The sequence below is a fragment of the Saccharopolyspora halophila genome, from assembly GCF_039531955.1.
Taxonomy (GTDB): Bacteria; Actinomycetota; Actinomycetes; order Mycobacteriales; family Pseudonocardiaceae; genus Saccharopolyspora; species Saccharopolyspora halophila.
The window spans coordinates 531,281-546,801 of record NZ_BAAARA010000004.1 but is presented as its reverse complement, the minus strand read 5'-3'; the positions used below and the strand labels follow the sequence as shown (position 1 = coordinate 546,801).

Genomic DNA, 15,521 nt, shown 5'->3' with positions numbered 1-15,521 from the left:
CCTCCCCCGGCTCTCACCCGAACGAGCGAGTTTGGCTCGGGCGGATCCGCACCGGTCTCGACGATACGCAAATCCGCCCGCTTTCGGCACTGTTGCCGGTGTGGCCTGCGCAATTACGCTCAAGACGCACCTACGCCCCTCCCACCGCGTGAGGTAGCCCATGTCCGACACCGCTCTCGGCCCCGGTCCTGGGTCCGTCGATCTCGCAGCTCTCGCCCAGGAGGTCCGGCGCCAGCTGGCCGCGATCGAGCACGCGACCGAGGTGATGCTGGGCACCGTGGAGAGCTTCGACGACCTCTCCGTGGGGCAGCCGAGCCTGCTGGACGGGTGGAGCCGGGCGCACGTGATCACCCACCTGGCCCGCAACGCCGACGGCTGCACCAACCTGCTGATCTGGGCGCGCACCGGGATCGAACACCCGATGTACTCCAGCGGGGACGACCGCGACGAAGCCATCGACGAAGGGGCGGTGCACAGCCACCGGCTGCTGGTGGAGGACCTGGCCGCGGCGTCCCAGCGCTTCGCGACGTCGGCCCGCGCGCTGCCCACCCAGGCGTGGACGGCGGAGCTCTACGACGCGATCGGCGACCCGATGCCCGCCCATCACACCCTGCGCGCCCGCCTGCTGGAGGTGTGGGTGCACACCGTCGACCTGGACCACGACATCGACTTCGCCAGCATCCCGCCAGCGCACTCCGAACAGCTGCTGGAGGACGTCACCCAGTCCTTCGGCGGTCGCCCGGACGTGCCCGCGCTGAGCCTGGAGGTCGACTTCGGCACCCACCGCCGCACCTGGGAACTGCGCGGGACGACCGAGCGCCCCAGCAAGGTCAGCGGCGAGCCCGGCCCGATGCTCGGCTGGCTGCTCGGCCGCACGGGCCCCGAGGAACTGACGGGCGACCCGCCCGAACTGCCCGAATGGCCCTGATGCCGCATGCGGCTGCCCGCCGCGCACCGGAACAACCCGCACGGCCCGCTCCCCCGGGACCGGATCCGGTCCGTTCCGATTTTCCTGCCGAGGACGTCGCGCAGGCCCGCCACGAGAACCGGAAGCGAACGTTAGGCTCGCAAGCGTGCAGATTGTTGAGGAGTACACCGGACATGTCGAACCGGGCGGCGTCGCCGCCCGCCGCGTGCTCGACGCGCTGACGATCACCAAGATCTCGGTCGGCCCGATGAACAACAACGCCTACCTGCTGGTGTGCCGCAACACCGGGGACGCGCTGCTGGTCGACGCCGCCGACGATTCGGAGCGGCTCTCCGACCTGCTCGGGCACGATGATCAGCGGCCGCGGCTGCGCACCATCGTGACCACCCACCAGCACCCGGATCACTGGCAGGCGCTGGGCGCGATCGCGGGTCAGACCGGGTGCTTCACCGCAGCGCACCCGGCCGATGCCGAACAGCTCCCGGTGCCGCCGGACCGCCTGGTCGAGCAGGGCGACACCATCGCCCTCGGCGACTGCGAGCTGTCGGTGATCCACCTGCGCGGCCACACCCCCGGGTCGGTGGCGCTGGTCTACCGCGACCCGAACGGGCACCCGCACCTGTTCACCGGGGACTCGCTGTTCCCGGGCGGGGTCGGCAAGACCGGATCGCCCGCGGACTTCCGCTCGCTGATCGACGACGTGGAGAACCGGATCTTCGGCGAGCTGCCGGACGACACCTGGTTCTACCCGGGTCACGGCGACGACTCCACGCTCGGCGCGGAGCGCCCGAAGCTTCCCGAGTGGCGCGAACGAGGCTGGTGAGCGCCACGGCCGCGAGTCCGGCACCGGGCTCGCGGCCGTGATCTCGCCGTCGTCGGCCCGCGCCCCTAGTCTGGACCGGTGAGCGAGTCCGTCGCAGTCGACGTCGAAGGCACCGAGGTCACGGTGTCGCACCCGGACAAGATCTTCTTCAGCGAGCGCGGTGAGACCAAACTCGACCTCGTCCGCTACTACCGCGCTGTCGCGCGCCCGCTGCTGGACACGCTGGGTGGCCGTCCGCTGCTGATGGAACGCCACCCGGACGGCGCGGACGGCAAGTCGTTCTTCCAGAAGCGCGTGCCCAAATCCGCGCCGGAGTGGCTGCGGACCACCGTGGTGACCACGCCGAACGGCACCACCAGCGCGGCGCTGGTGGCCGCCGACCTGGCGCACGTCGTCTGGGCGGTCAACCTGGGTTGCCTGGGCTTCCACGTCTGGCCGTACCACGCGGACGCCCCGCAGATCGCCGACGAGCTGCGCATCGACCTCGACCCCGCGCCGGGCGTGACCTACCGGCAGGTGTGCGAGGCCGCGCTGCTGAGCCGGGAGATGCTCGCCGAGCACGACATCGACGTGCGGGTGAAGACCTCCGGCTCCCGCGGTCTGCACCTCTACGCCCTGCTGCAGCCGAGCTGGGACAGCTACCAGGTCCGCGCGGCGGCGGTAGCGCTCGCGCGCGAACTCGAGCGCAGGCACCCCGACCTGATCACCGCGAAGTGGTGGAAGGAGGAGCGCGGCGACCGGGTGTTCGTCGACTACAACCAGAACGCGCCGCACAGAACGGTTTTCGGCGCCTGGTGCGTGCGGCCCAAGCCCGGCGCGACGGTGTCCGCCCCGATCTCCTGGGACGAGCTGTCCGAGGTCGAACCCGCGGATCTGACCATCGCGACCGTGCCGGACCGGCTCGCCGAGCGCGGCGACCCGTGGGCCGACCGGCAGCCGCAGTCGATCGAACCGCTGCTGGAGCGCTCCCGCAGCGATCTGAGCTCGGGGCTGCAGGACGCACCGTGGCCGCCGGTGTACCCGAAGCAGCCCGGCGAGCCGCCGCGAGTGGCACCCAGCAGGGCCAAGCGCGACAGCTAGGACCGGCGCCGGGTGCCCTCAGGGGACGTTCCGGTTTGCAGCTTGCGCGCTGGCGCCGGGAGCGGAACCTCAGACGCCGCCGGCCTCCGGACTTCAGCGGCGACGGCCGCACCGCCGCGGCGCGTCTGCCGGACGGCATCGAGGCTCCTGCGGCCGCACCGTCATGCGAGAAGACCGGGTGAGACGCGGTTCGCGGATTCGGCGAGCTTGCGGGCCTCACCGTTGCACTCGAGGCAAGTTCCCCAAAGCCAGGCCTGCGCGGTGGCTTCGGCGACGACTTCCTGCCGGCACAGGGTGTTCACGCGCATGCCACTCGGATAGGCACTGCCCCAGGGACGCTTGTCCCGGCTAGCGTGCCGCTTGCCATCTCCCGGAACCCAGTGGAACGAATGCATCGATTCTCTTCCCCCTTGTCGTCGGCGGACACCGGCCACCGAACTGAATTCCCTTGCACCCGCGCGAGTTCCCTCCCTGGACCCGACGCAGGCTGCGATCAAGAGCGGCACCAATGCTGCTGGTCCCGAGACCACTGCGACAAGTCCCCGATCGCATGACTCCATTCGGTGCATCAGAAGCACTGCGTAGTCGCGAACTCGCGTTGCGTGCGACCCGCCGATTCGGCGCGCAGCCCACCTAATAAGCTGTGGTGCATGAGCGAGACCACCCCTGCACCCCGGGCATACGTTCTGGGTGCGGAAATCCGGGACGCGCGTTCGCGCACCGGTCTCGGACTGCGGCAACTCGCGGGCAGGCTCGACGTTTCGCACTCGGTAGTGGTGCGTTGGGAGCGCGGTGAACGCGTTCCGTCCACCGAGTCGGTGTCCGCCGTGTGCGCGGTCCTGGGGTTGTCGAGCCCTGCTCGCGACCGGCTGCTGCGACTCACCCGGGACGCTCAAGCGGAACCGCCGAACTCCGTGTCGATCGGGTCGGCGGGCGAGGCCGACCAGCTGACCGCGCTGCTGGAGTTCGAGCGGATCGCCACCACCATCACCGACGTCTCGCCCATCCTCATCCCCGGGCTGCTGCAGACGCCCGACTACGCCCGGGCGATCATGGGCACCGGCATTCCCGAGAACGAGGTCAGCACCCGCGTCGCGCTCCGACTCGGACGACGCGAGGTGCTCACCCGACCCGACGAGCCGGTTCATTACACGGCGTTCCTCCTCGAGTCCGTGCTGCACCAACCGATCGGTGGCCGCGCGGTGCTGCTGGACCAGCTGCGCCACGTGCTCGAGACCAGCCAACGGGACAACGTCGACATCCGCATCATCCCGCTGCACACGGGGTGGACGCCGGCGCACGCCGGGCCCTTCGTGCTCCTGGGGTTCGCCAAGGCGTCCCCGGTCGTGCACCTGGAACACCACCGGTCCAGCGCGTTCCTGCGCGATCCCGGTGACGTGACGGCATTCATCAAAGCAGGCAAGGATCTGGGGCAATTCGCGATGAGCTGCGACGACTCGGTTCGTCTCATCGCCGAGATCATCCACCGAGAGGAGACGACACCGTGACGTTGCTGCAGTCCCCGGTCGGCTGGCGCAAATCGAGCCGGAGCAGCCAAGAGACCAACTGCGTCGAGGTCGGCCGCGTCATAGGCGGGGCGGCTGTGCGCGACACCAAAGACCGTTCGGGCGGACTCGTGACGGCCGACAGCACCCAGTGGCGCTGCTTCGTGAAGGCGATCAAGACAGGTCGATTCGACCTCTGACCCGCGCGTCGCAGCACGACCGCAGCACCGGGCACCGGGGCGCCCCGCGCTCAACGCGGAGCGCCCCCGGCTCGCGCGCTACCGCCTTCGGGGATGTTCAGGATGCGGCGGCAGCCGCGTGCGGTGGGGATTCAGCCGGCACTGCGGCGGGTTCTCGGACGTCGTCGGGCGCGGCAGCCGCAGCGCTTCACGCCAACCGCCGGGCCACGACTCGAGCGGCCTCGGCGAGCAGGGCGTCGTCGTGCTCGTCGTGCTCGCGGTGACGACGCGTGAACAGCGCGACCACGATCGGCGTTCCGGCGCTCGTCCAGGTCACCGCGACGTCGTTGGCCACCCCGTAGGAACCGCCACCGGTCTTGTCGGCGGTGCGCCAGTCTCCCGGCAGACCGGCGCGAATGCGGTCGTCACCGGTGGTGTTGCCGAGCATCCAGTCGGTCAACCGCCGGCGTTCCGGGCCCGCCAGGACGTCGCCCAGCAGCAGCCGCTGCAATCCGGACGCGTAGGCGGCCGGGGTCGTGGTGTCCCGCTCGTCGCCGGGAACCGCGCTGTTGAGCTCGGTCTCCCACCGGTCGAGGCGGGTCATGTCGTCACCGATGGACCGGGCGAAGGGCGCGATGGCCCGCGGGCCGCCCAGTTCGCGCAGCAGCAGGTTGGCGGCGGTGTTGTCGCTGTGCTGCAGCGCGGCCGCGCAGAGCTCGCCGATCGTCATCCCGGTGTCCACCCGGGTCTCGGTGATCGGCGAGTACTCGACCAGATCGCCGCGCCCGTAGGTGATGCGGCGCTCGAAGTGGCCACCGGCCAGTCCGCGCTCGCGCAGCAGCGCACCGACCGCGTAGACCTTGAAGGTCGAGCACATCGCGGCGCGTTCGTCCGCTCGGTTGGCCAGCGTGCGACCGGTCGCCGCGTTGCGGGCGAACAGGCCCAGCCGCGCGTCGAAGCGGTGCTCCAGCGCGAGCAGTTCCGCATCGAGCCCGGGCGCGTCGGTGGCCGACGCGGGACTGGACCTCGGGGCGCACGCGACCACCGGGGCCGCCAGCAGCGCACCCAGCACGGAGCGGCGAGAGATGTTCTGGGACAAGGATTTCCCCTTCACGAGCAGGTTGTGCGCACCAGTCGACCACCGGCTCGCCGATAGCGCCAATAAGCTGACACCCGCTGCCCGATAGCGCCTCGATATCCCCGCAGGGTCCGGGATGCCCGGAGACCGCGACGCCGGGAAAAAATCTCCTACAACCGGCCCGAACGCAGGTCGGTGACCGCGATCCGGGCGCATTCGGCGATGGCCGAGTCCACCCGTGGCAACGCCGGATCGGCGCGCGCGGCGAGGGTGAACACGGCCACCGCGACCGGGTCCTCGCCTTCGAACTCGACCACCGAGACCTCGTTGCGGACCGCGCCGATCGTTCCCGTCTTGCCCGCGACGCGCACCCCCTGGAACGGGAAGCCCGCGCGGACCCGGTGCATCCAGGCCTGCCCGGCCAGCAGTCGGCGCATGAACGCGCACCGCTGCGGCGAAGCGATCTCATCGCCCCAGATCTGCCCGAGCAGCCGGGTCATCTCGCGCGGCGTCGTCGCCGACGCGTAGGAGGGGTCGTAGGCGCGGACCGTACGGGCTTCGTCGTTGTCGGCGAGCAGCGCGAAGGCCTCGGCAGCACTGCTCGCGCCCATCTCCTCGACGAGCGCGGCGTGCGCGTCAGCGGTGCCGCCGACCACCCGGGTGCGGGTCAGCTCCGCGGCGGCCAGCGCCTCGGCCACGGCATCGAGCCCGATCGCGCCGAGGATGACGTCGGCGGCGGCGTTGTCGGAGACCGAGATCATCGACGCGGCCAGGTCGCGCCAGGACAACCGCACCGGATCCAGGAAGGTGGACACGCCGGTCGGCCCCGGGGTGCACGAGGCCGGGTCCAGCAGGACGCGCTCGCGCGGATCGAGGGCTCCCGCGTCGAACGACCGGCACAGCGCGACCAGCAAAGCCAGCTTGTAGACCGATGCCGTGACCACCAGCTCGTCCGCGCCGACGTCGACCTCGCGAGCCCGACCGCCGCCGAGCCGGATCGCGTGGACCCAACCCTGCGCACCGGCGTCGGCGAGGATCTCCCGCACCCGCTGTTCCAAGCTCACGACATGCCCGCCAGCGCCGACTCGAGCGCATCGGGCACGTCCTGCTGCGGGACCGGGTCGGGCCGGACCACCCGGACGCGCAGCGCCAGCTCCTCGCCGACCGGCGCAGCGCGCACCCCGGGGGCCTCCAGCCGCAGGTCCGCGCTCAGCGCGAACGCCCGGCCCGCGACGACAGCGCTGAGCGCATCGCGGTCCCCGGGCGCGGGCAGGAACTCCGGGTCCAGCCCCTTCGCGCGCAACGTGTCCGCCAGCAGGTCGAAGGCGGCCGTGCCGTGCGCCCGGGGCGCGGTCGCGCACGCGAGCCCGCTCAGCGCGCGCAGCGAGGGCTTGCCCCGAGCGGCCGGGTGTCCGTCGGGCATCAGCAGCATGCGCGGGAGTTTGAGCACCGGTCCGGCGCGCAGTTCGCCGAGCAGCGCCGGGTGGTGCACCACGGCGCAGTCCAGCCGACCGCCGGTGACCGCGTCGACGAGTTCCGCCGTCGGTGCGGTGCTGATGATGACGGTCCGCGCGTCCGGGTCCGGCGCCGCCGCCCGAACCGCGGCGGTCAGCGCCGCGACCTGCAGGTCGCTGAGCGCGGCGATGACCCCGATGCGCACCGCGCCCCGGCTCTCCCGCTGGCGCCGAGCCGCGTCGAGGAACTGCTCGCGACCGTCCAGCAGGGCCCGTGCCCGCGGCAGCAGGTCCGCTCCGGCTGTGGTCAGCCGGACGCCGCGCGAGCCCCGGATCAGCAGGGTGACGCCGAGCCGCGACTCCAGCCGCCGCACGCCCTGCGACAGGGGCGGCTGACTCATGCCCATCCGATCCGCGGCGTGTCCGAAGTGCCCCTCCTCGGCCACCGCCACGAAGAAGCCCAGATGCCGAAGCAAGTCCACACCAGGATCCAAGCACGCGACGAGACGAGGGTGCGCGAAGGGCCGGACCGGACCCTTCGCGCACCCTCGTCGCTCACCTCAGTTCGAGCGCGACCGCGGCCGCACCGATCACGCCTCAGGGCTTCTCGTGGAGCGCGCTGCCCTTGACGTACTCCTCCCAGGGAATGGTCCAGTCCGAGATGTCCCCGTCGGCCGGGGTGAGCGGCCGCGAGGAACCCCTGATGTCGACCGGGTCACCGATCTGCGTGAAGTTCATGAACCAGTTGCCGTTGGCCGTCGAGAGGTTCACGCAGCCGTGCGAGACGTTGCTGCTTCCCTGCGCCCCGACCGTGTCCGGGTTGGAGTGGATGTACTCGCCGTTGTTGGAGATCCGCACGTTGTTGTGCAGGACCTCGTCGTAGAAACCGGCCTGACCGCGCGCCGGGCCGCCCCAGGAGTCCGAGCGCATCCGCACCGATTCGGCCTTCTCCGAGGCAACGTGGATGCCGTACTGCGTCGGGTAGACGGGTCGCCCGAAGGACGCAGGCATGGTCCGGATCTCCTTGCCGTCCTGGTAGACGGTCAGGGTGTGCGCGTTGACGTCGCCCACCGAGCGCTGATCGCGGCCGATCTTGAAGTGGGTCTGGAAGTTCCGGTCGGCCATCACGCCGCCACCGGCGTCCACGCCGTAGAGGTCGGCCTTGACCGTCACGTCGGTGCCGGCCTTCCAGAACTCCTTGGGACGCCAGTTCACCCGCTCGTCGCTCATCCAGTGGAACGACCCCTCGGTGGGCACCGACGCCTCGACCGAGAGATTGCGCTCCACTGCCGCGCGGTCCTGCACCGGCTTGTCGAAGTAGATGGAGATGGGCATCGCCACGCCCACCGTCTGCCCCTCGGCCGGCCAGGTGCGCTCGACCGCCAAGGTTTCGGTGGGCACCGCGGTCTTGAACGAGGAGTTCAGCGGTTCGGTGGTACGGCCCTTGCCGTCCCGAGCCTTGGCCTGCACCTGGTACTTCGCGCCGAAGTCCAGCGGACCGTTCGTGGACCACTTCGTCCCGCTGGGGTCGAGGGTGCCGGCCACCGGCTTGCCGTTCGCCGTCACCGACACCGACGTGAGCTGCCCCTTCTGCGCCGTCAGGACGAGCGGATCACCGGGCGCCTGGTTCTGCGCGGCGTTGGGGATCGACGAGCTCACCGACGCCGCGGATTCCTCGGGCTGCGTGCTGCACGAGGTCACCACGGCTGCGATCAGACTGACGACAACCAATTGACAAGCTGCTACCCCCCGCATAACGGCCTCCCAGCCACCAGCACTGTTGCGTCGTAAGCAGTAACTGTCCGGCCCAGGAGTGGGGTTATCAACACGATCAAGGCGACCGTCCGGGCCCGGCGGGGCCGACTGCCGCCGCAATGACCAGCGCGACGCGCCGATCATCACCACATCGAGTTAGGCAGAACTACCCGCAGGCATTGCATTCGTGATCAATTCCTACGTTCCGCATCCAAGAGCGTCGAGACCCCGAACCTCGCTACTTCGATCGGTGGAGGTGTTGGCGACGTCGCCGAATTCGGTGTCACCCCGGTGGCGGCGATTCAGTTCTTCTTGTCGTCCTCATCCACCACTTCGGCATCAACGACGTCCTCACCGTCCTGCGTCGTCGCACCGCCGTCGCCCCCGGTCGCCGCGCTCTCGGCACCCGGCTGCGCCCCCTGGCCGTAGACGGCCTGACCGATCGTCTGCGACTTCGCCGCCAGGTCGTCCATCGCGGCGCGGATGCGGTCGACGTCCTCGCCCTTGAGCGCCTCCTTGACCTCCGTGACGGCTTCCTGCACCGGAGCCCGGGTGTCGTCGGGAATCTTGTCGGCGTTGTCGGTGAGCACCTTCTCGGTCTGGTGCACCAGCGACTCGGCCTGGTTGCGAACCTCGGCCTCCTCGCGACGCTTCTGGTCCTCCTCGGCGTGCGCCTCGGCGTCGGAGACCATCCGGTCGATGTCCTCCTTCGGCAGCGCGGAGCCGCCGGTGATGGTCATCGACTGCTCCCGGCCGGTGCCGGTGTCCTTGGCGTTGACGTGCACGATGCCGTTGGCGTCGATGTCGAAGGTGACCTCGATCTGCGGCACCCCGCGCGGCGCTGGCGGCAGCCCGGTCAGCTCGAACATGCCGAGCTTCTTGTTGTGCAGCGCCATCTCCCGCTCGCCCTGGAAGACCTGGATCTGCACCGACGGCTGGTTGTCGTCGGCGGTGGTGAAGGTCTCCGAGCGCTTGGTCGGGATCGTGGTGTTGCGCTCGATCAGCTTGGTCATGATGCCGCCCTTGGTCTCGATGCCCAGGGACAGCGGCGTGACGTCGAGCAGCAGGACGTCCTTGACCTCACCGCGCAGCACACCGCCCTGCAACGTGGCGCCGACGGCGACGACCTCGTCCGGGTTGACGCCCTTGTTCGGCTCCTTGCCACCGGTCAGCTCCCGCACCAGGTCGGTGACCGCGGGCATCCGGGTGGAGCCGCCGACGAGCACCACGTGGTTGATGTCGTCGACGGAGATCCCGGCGTCGCGCACCGCGTTGGCGAACGGCTTGCGGCAGCGCTCGAGCAGGTCCGAGGTGATGCGCTCGAACTCCGCCCGGGAGAGGGTCTCGTCCAGGAACAGCGGGTTCTTGTCCGCGTCCACGGTGATGTAGGGCAGGTTGATGCTGGTCCGCGAGGAGGAGGACAGCTCGATCTTGGCCTTCTCCGCGGCTTCCTTGATCCGCTGCATGGCCATGCGGTCCTTGGTCAGATCGATGCCCGAGGAAGCGCGGAACTTCTCGACCAGCCATTCGACGATGCGCTCGTCCCAGTCGTCACCGCCGAGGTGGGTGTCACCGGAGGTCGCCTTGACCTCGACCAGCCCCTCGCCGACGTCCAGCAGCGAGACGTCGAAGGTGCCACCGCCGAGGTCGAAGACCAGGATGGTCTGTTCCTTCTCACCCTTCTCCAGGCCGTAGGCCAGGGCCGCCGCGGTCGGCTCGTTGACGATGCGCAACACGTTGAGCCCGGCGATCTGGCCGGCCTCCTTGGTGGTCTGGCGCTGCGCGTCGTCGAAGTACGCGGGCACGGTGATCACCGCGTCGGTGACCTCCTCGCCGAGATACGACTCGGCGTCGCGCTTGAGCTTCTGCAGCACGCGCGCCGAGATCTCCTGCGGCGTGTAGTCCTTCTCGTCGATGCCGACGGTCCAGTCGGTGCCCATGTGCCGCTTGACCGACCGGATGGTGCGGTCGACGTTGGTGACCGCCTGGTTCTTCGCGGGCTGACCGACCAGCAGTTCGCCGTTCTTGGCGAAGGCCACCGCCGACGGCGTGGTGCGGGCGCCCTCCGAGTTGGCGATGACGGTGGCCTCGCCACCCTCCAGCACAGCCACCACGGAATTGGTCGTACCCAGATCAATGCCGACCGCGCGTCCCATCGCGAGCTCCTCTCCGAGCCGATTGCGCAGGTCCTGCGAGCTTCACGGCCAGTATGCGAAGCAGCACGCAACGCGTCCAACTCACGGCCCCAGCGGCAGCGGTGGCGCGGCGGGATCGGGCACCGGGTACCGGATGGCGTTCTGCGACCCGCGTACCCCGATCGGGCTACCCTTGGGTTCATCGCAGCCGACGTCGTAGTTGGTGGGTCCTTCGGAGGTGTTGCTGCCCTCGCGGCGCGGCGTTCCCTCGTAGCCCTTCGTGCAGTTGGGCGGGTTGAACACGTTGAGCACGAGACCGAGGTGCCCGGTGCCGTCGGGCGCCAGCGAGTGGGTGAACGCCGAGATCATCGGCAGCGCGACCAGCGTTTGCTCCAGCCCGGGTTCGCGCACGCTGGTCAGCCGCGTGGTGGTCAGCAGGTTCGCGACCACCACGCCGAAGTCGTCACCGAGGTCGCGGGTGAGCTCGTGCACCTCGGTGGCCGCGCCGGGTGCCTTGTCGATGACCTCGCGCAGGTCCGGGTCGGAGGCCTTGAGCTGCCCGCCGATCCGGCGCAGACCGCCGGAGAACTCGGTGAGCCGCTGCGCCTGCTGCTGCTGGGTGCGCAGCACCGCATCGCCGTTTTCCAGCAGCGCCTGGGTCTGCGGCAGGTGCGCGTCGGCGGTGGCGGTGAACTCCCCCGCGGTGTCCAGCAGGCGCTGCAGGTGCGGGCCGGCGCCGTCGAACGCGGTACCGACCTCGGTAACGACCGTGCGCAGCGATTCGGTCGGCACGTCCGAGACCAGCCGATCGACGTTGACCAGCAACGTCTCCGGCGCGGGCGGGATGGCGGTGCGCTCGGCCGGGATCACCGCCCCCTCCGCCAGGAAGGGGCCGCCGCGCCGGTCGGGCTGCAGGTCGATGTACTGCTCGCCGACCGCCGAGCGGTTGGCGACCACGGCACGCGTGTTCGCCGGGATCGGCGGCGCGGAATCGTTGATGTGCAGCCGCACGGCGATTCCGTCGTGGGTCAGGCGAATGGCGGTGACCCGGCCGACCGTGACACCCCGGTAGGTCACTTCGGAGTTGGTGAACAGCCCGCCGGATTCGGCCATGTCCACGGTCACCGGGTACCCGTTGGATCCGAACAGCCGGTCCAGCCCGGCGTAGCGGCCACCGACGTAGCCGGTGCCCAGCACCGCGATCGCCAGGAACAGCGCGAGCTGGATCTTGACTTTGCGGCTGGTCACGAGCCACCTCCGAGCAGGTCGCCGGGTTCCGGGATGGGCAACGGCGGTAGCTGCGGGCCGTCGGGCGGAGCGGGCACGTCGGCGCCGGACTCACCGCTGTCGGAGATCCCGGGGATCGGAATCGGCGGCCCCGAGGAACGGGTGAAGTTCTCGTAGAGCCCGGACAGATCGAGGTCGACGTAGACGTCGGCGTTGAAGAAGTCGCCCTTGAGCGCGTTCATCGCGTATTCCGGGAACGGATAGGTGGACAGGAAGGCCAGCGCCCTGGGCAGATCGGATCCGGTGTTGGCGAGCTGGCGCAAGGTCGGAGCCATCGCCCGCAGATCGGCGACCAGGTCCTCGCGACTGCTCCGGATGGTCTGCGTCGCGGTCGTCGAGAGCTCGTCCAGAGATTCCAGCATCCCGACGAGCCTGCCGCGCTGCGCCTCGAGTTCGCGCAGGCCCGGGGACAGCTGATCGAGCCCGGTCTCGATGTCGCCGGTCTGAGCGCGCAGCGTGGCGGAGAGCCGGTCGAGCCCGTCGATGGCCTTGGTGATCTCGCCGCGCTGGGCGTCCAGCCGGGTCACCACGTCGTTGACGTTGCCCAGCAGGGACCGGATCTCGGCCTCGTTCCCGGTCATCGCCTTGTTGAGCTCGCCGACGATGGTGTGCAGCTGATCGATGCCACCGCCGTTGAGCAGCAGCGAGACCGCGCCGAGCACTTCCTCGATCTGCGGGTTGCGGTTGGTGCGTTCCAGCGGGATGACGGCGCCGTCGCGCAGCCTGCCGGTGCCGTTCTCCGGTGGCGGGGCGAGTTCGACGAACTTCTCCCCCAGCAGGCTGGATTGGCGCAGCCGCGCGTAGGAGTTGGCGGGCAGCCGCACGTCGCCGTTGACCCGCATGGTGACGACGGCAGTGGTGTTGTCCGGGCTGAGCGCGATGCGGTCGATGCGCCCGACGGAGACGTCGTTGACCTTCACGCTGGCCTGGGGCACCAGGTCGAGCACGTCGGCGAAGTGCACGGTGACTTCGAACGGCCGGTCGCCGAGTTCGGCGCCACCGGGCAGCGGCGTGTTGTAGAGGCCGTTGAAGCCCGCAGCGCCGCATCCGGTCGCCAGCAGCAGCGACAGCGGGATCACCAGGATCGCGGAACGCCTCATCGCTGACCCGCCCCTTCGCGCATCGCGTCCACCAGGGGCAGCGGGATGGGATTGGGACCGCGCTCCAGCCGGTCGGTGGCCTCACCGGCGCCCACCTGGAGGTTGCCCAGAACTTCCCCGACCGACGGCAGCGGGACCGCGCCCTGGATCTGCCCGCTGAGCTCGGCGCACGAGTCGCGCAACGCCTGCGGAATCCCCTCGGGACCGGGCGTCACGCCCGCGATGAGCTTGCACAGCATCAGCACCGGGGGCTCGGTGAGCTCGTTGGGATGCCAGCGGGAGGTGACCGAACCGGACGCGGAGTCGTAGGCGTTGATGAAGTTCGTGGTCGCCAGCGGCATCAGGTCCAGGACCTCGGCGAGCGCCTCGCGCTGGTCGACCAGCGCCTGCGTGACGCCGGTGAGGTTCTCCACGTTGGCCGAGACGTTCTCGCGGTTGTCGCGCACGAAGTGCTGCACCTCGCCGAGCGCGCCGGCCAGCTCCTGCAGCGCGGTGCCGAGCTGTTCGCGCTCGCCCGCCAGGAACGTGGTGGTGTCGGCCATGCGCCCGTAGAGCTCCTGGATCTGCTGGTCGCTGCGCGCCAGCGTCGCGGTGAACTGGTTGAGGTGGTCGACGGTGGAGAACAGATCCCCGCGGTTCTCCGAGAGCACGGTGGACAGCTCGCCGAGGCGCTTGATGGTGGTGTTCAGGTCCTGGCCGTTGCCGTCCACCGTCGCCGCGGACGTGTTGATCAGATCCGACAGCGCACCGTCGCGGTTGGCTCCGTCCGGCCCGAGCGCCTCGGACAGCTTGTTGACGTTGGCGAACAGCTCGTCGAGTTCGGCGGGCGTGGCGGTGCGCTCGGGCTTCAGCACGGCGCCGGACGCGAGCACCGGGCCGCGGGTGTAGGCCGGGGTGAGCTGCACGTAGCGATCGCTGACCAGGCTGGGCGCCACGACCATGGCGCCCACGTCGCGCGGGATGCGCACCCCGTCGTCGACGTGCATGTCCACCCGCACGTTCGGCCCTTCCGGTCGCACCGACTCGATCTGGCCGACCTCCACGCCGAGCACCCGCACGCTGGATCCGGCGTAGAGCCCCACCGCGCGATCGAAGTAGGCGGTCACGCGGGTACCGCTGGCGCTGAACATCCACCACATCCCTCCCGCGGTGACCAGCACCAGCGCGGTCAGCAGTGCGAGGAAGCGGTAACGCCTGCTCATTGGCCACCTCCGCCGGGGACCGGGATGGAGCACTCGGGCTCGTTGGTCTGCACCGGGCCCGAGCTGATCGGCGGCGGCAGCAGACCGCAGAAGTAACCGTCGAACCAGCGCCCGTTGCCGATGGTGTTGTTGAAGCCCCGCACGTAGGGCGCGAGCGCGCCCAGAGCCTTGTCCAGGCTCTCCTGGTTGTGCTGCAGCATCGAGGTCAGCTCGTCGAGCTGCGCCAGCGCTGGCTGGATCTGCTGCTGGTTGTCGGCGACCATGCCGCGCAGCTGCCGGGAGACCTCGCGGGTTCCCTCCAGCAGTCCGCTGATGGCCTCCTTGCGCGCCTGCACCTCCGACAGCAGCAGGTTGCCGTCCTTGATGAGCCGGTCGACCTGCTGATCGCGGGAGGCGACGATGCCGGAGACGTCGCTGGCGTTGCGCACCAGATCGGCCAGCTGCTGATCGCGCTTGGCCACCGCCTCGGAGAGCTTGGCCAGCCCGTCGACGGCCCGGCTCATGTGCTGCGGCGCGCCGCGCATGGTGTCGGACATGGTCTGGAAGCTCGCGGCCAGCTTCTCCGCGTCGAGCTCGCCGGTGGTGTGGGTGAGCTCGTCGATGGCGTCCGGGATGTCGAAGGGCGCGGTGGTGCGTGACAGCGGGATCGCCTCGTCGAGCTCGCGCGCCCCCGCGGGTTCGAGTTCGAGGAACTTCTCGCCGAGCAGCGTTTTGATCTGAATGCTCGCGGTGGTGCGATCACCCAGCTCGCGTCCATCCACCGTGTAATCGACGAGGACCCGGTTTCCTTCCAGGGCAACCGAATCCACCTCGCCGACCTTGATACCGGCGATCTGCACCTCGTCGCCGGAGTCGAGCCCGGCCGACTCGGAGAAGTAGGCCTGGTAGCCCGTTCCCGAGCCGACCAGCGGGAGGTCCTTGGCGGAGAACGCCAGCAGCGTTCCCGTCACCAGCAGCACGAGGGTCACCACCCCTACAGTGGCCTGGTTGCGTTC

15 protein-coding genes are annotated in these 15,521 nt (G+C 70.0%); 5 read left to right on the top strand and 10 right to left on the bottom strand.

What is annotated here, in order from left to right:
• Window positions 1-160 precede the first annotated feature (160 nt).
• From ABD289_RS10060 to ligD, 3 genes are all read left to right on the top strand, one after another.
• Entirely contained in the window at window positions 161-928 is a 768-nt protein-coding gene (locus ABD289_RS10060) for a maleylpyruvate isomerase N-terminal domain-containing protein (RefSeq protein WP_344129096.1), read from the top strand.
• A gap of 145 nt (window positions 929-1,073) precedes the next feature.
• Window positions 1,074-1,751, top strand: a complete 678-nt coding sequence (locus ABD289_RS10055; RefSeq protein ID WP_344129094.1) for an MBL fold metallo-hydrolase — start codon at window positions 1,074-1,076, stop codon at window positions 1,749-1,751.
• 78 nt (window positions 1,752-1,829) lie between these two features.
• Window positions 1,830-2,831 carry a non-homologous end-joining DNA ligase gene (gene ligD, locus ABD289_RS10050; RefSeq protein ID WP_344129092.1) on the top strand — a complete coding sequence of 334 codons (1,002 nt, stop codon included), beginning with the start codon at window positions 1,830-1,832 and terminating at the stop codon, window positions 2,829-2,831.
• 161 nt (window positions 2,832-2,992) lie between these two features.
• Here ligD and ABD289_RS10045 read toward each other — a convergent pair whose 3' ends face one another.
• Window positions 2,993-3,226 (bottom strand): HC3 family zinc finger protein, encoded by a 234-nt coding sequence (locus ABD289_RS10045; RefSeq protein ID WP_344129090.1) that lies wholly within the window; start codon window positions 3,224-3,226, stop codon window positions 2,993-2,995.
• Window positions 3,227-3,481: 255 nt separating this feature from the next.
• Between ABD289_RS10045 and ABD289_RS10040 the strand changes: the two genes are divergently transcribed.
• Window positions 3,482-4,339 (top strand): helix-turn-helix domain-containing protein, encoded by an 858-nt coding sequence (locus ABD289_RS10040; protein WP_344129088.1) that lies wholly within the window; start codon window positions 3,482-3,484, stop codon window positions 4,337-4,339.
• Window positions 4,340-4,341: 2 nt separating this feature from the next.
• The gene (locus ABD289_RS10035) at window positions 4,342-4,536 is read left to right on the top strand and encodes a DUF397 domain-containing protein (RefSeq protein WP_344129225.1); all 195 of its coding nucleotides are present in this window, start codon (window positions 4,342-4,344) and stop codon (window positions 4,534-4,536) included.
• A gap of 187 nt (window positions 4,537-4,723) precedes the next feature.
• Here the strand turns inward: ABD289_RS10035 and bla are convergent, their stop codons facing one another.
• The 9 genes from bla to ABD289_RS09990 all read right to left on the bottom strand — a co-directional run bounded on the left by bla (window position 4,724) and on the right by ABD289_RS09990 (window position 15,494).
• Window positions 4,724-5,614 (bottom strand): class A beta-lactamase, encoded by an 891-nt coding sequence (gene bla, locus ABD289_RS10030; RefSeq protein WP_344129086.1) that lies wholly within the window; start codon window positions 5,612-5,614, stop codon window positions 4,724-4,726.
• 149 nt (window positions 5,615-5,763) lie between these two features.
• Window positions 5,764-6,657: a serine hydrolase gene (locus tag ABD289_RS10025; protein WP_344129084.1), complete on the bottom strand. Its 894-nt coding sequence runs from the start codon at window positions 6,655-6,657 to the stop codon at window positions 5,764-5,766.
• Complete coding sequence (locus tag ABD289_RS10020) at window positions 6,654-7,529, bottom strand: LysR family transcriptional regulator (RefSeq protein ID WP_344129082.1); 876 nt, start codon at window positions 7,527-7,529, stop codon at window positions 6,654-6,656. The genes ABD289_RS10025 and ABD289_RS10020 overlap by 4 nt, the downstream gene beginning before the upstream one ends.
• Before the next feature lie 115 nt (window positions 7,530-7,644).
• Window positions 7,645-8,778 (bottom strand): L,D-transpeptidase, encoded by a 1,134-nt coding sequence (locus tag ABD289_RS10015; protein WP_344129080.1) that lies wholly within the window; start codon window positions 8,776-8,778, stop codon window positions 7,645-7,647.
• Between the two features lie 326 nt (window positions 8,779-9,104).
• Window positions 9,105-10,958: a molecular chaperone DnaK gene (dnaK, locus tag ABD289_RS10010; protein ID WP_344129078.1), complete on the bottom strand. Its 1,854-nt coding sequence runs from the start codon at window positions 10,956-10,958 to the stop codon at window positions 9,105-9,107.
• A gap of 81 nt (window positions 10,959-11,039) precedes the next feature.
• A complete protein-coding gene (locus tag ABD289_RS10005) occupies window positions 11,040-12,185 on the bottom strand; it encodes an MCE family protein (protein ID WP_344129076.1) in 1,146 nt (381 codons plus the stop codon).
• Complete coding sequence (locus ABD289_RS10000; RefSeq protein ID WP_344129074.1) at window positions 12,182-13,324, bottom strand: MCE family protein; 1,143 nt, start codon at window positions 13,322-13,324, stop codon at window positions 12,182-12,184. Before ABD289_RS10000 ends, ABD289_RS10005 begins: the two co-directional genes overlap by 4 nt.
• Window positions 13,321-14,526: an MCE family protein gene (locus tag ABD289_RS09995; protein ID WP_344129072.1), complete on the bottom strand. Its 1,206-nt coding sequence runs from the start codon at window positions 14,524-14,526 to the stop codon at window positions 13,321-13,323. Before ABD289_RS09995 ends, ABD289_RS10000 begins: the two co-directional genes overlap by 4 nt.
• Window positions 14,523-15,494 carry an MCE family protein gene (locus ABD289_RS09990; RefSeq protein WP_344129070.1) on the bottom strand — a complete coding sequence of 324 codons (972 nt, stop codon included), beginning with the start codon at window positions 15,492-15,494 and terminating at the stop codon, window positions 14,523-14,525. The genes ABD289_RS09995 and ABD289_RS09990 overlap by 4 nt, the downstream gene beginning before the upstream one ends.
• Window positions 15,495-15,521: the final 27 nt, after the last annotated feature.

What these genes read in the sequence shown, in the direction of transcription:
- ABD289_RS10060 (WP_344129096.1), top strand. Translation starts at nt 161, where the DNA reads ATGTCCGACACCGCTCTCGGCCCCGGTCCTGGGTCCGTCGATCTCGCA.
- ABD289_RS10045 (WP_344129090.1), bottom strand. Translation starts at nt 3,226, where the DNA reads ATGCATTCGTTCCACTGGGTTCCGGGAGATGGCAAGCGGCACGCTAGC.
- ABD289_RS10040 (WP_344129088.1), top strand. Translation starts at nt 3,482, where the DNA reads ATGAGCGAGACCACCCCTGCACCCCGGGCATACGTTCTGGGTGCGGAA.
- dnaK (WP_344129078.1), bottom strand. Translation starts at nt 10,958, where the DNA reads ATGGGACGCGCGGTCGGCATTGATCTGGGTACGACCAATTCCGTGGTG.
- ABD289_RS10000 (WP_344129074.1), bottom strand. Translation starts at nt 13,324, where the DNA reads ATGAGGCGTTCCGCGATCCTGGTGATCCCGCTGTCGCTGCTGCTGGCG.
- ABD289_RS09995 (WP_344129072.1), bottom strand. Translation starts at nt 14,526, where the DNA reads ATGAGCAGGCGTTACCGCTTCCTCGCACTGCTGACCGCGCTGGTGCTG.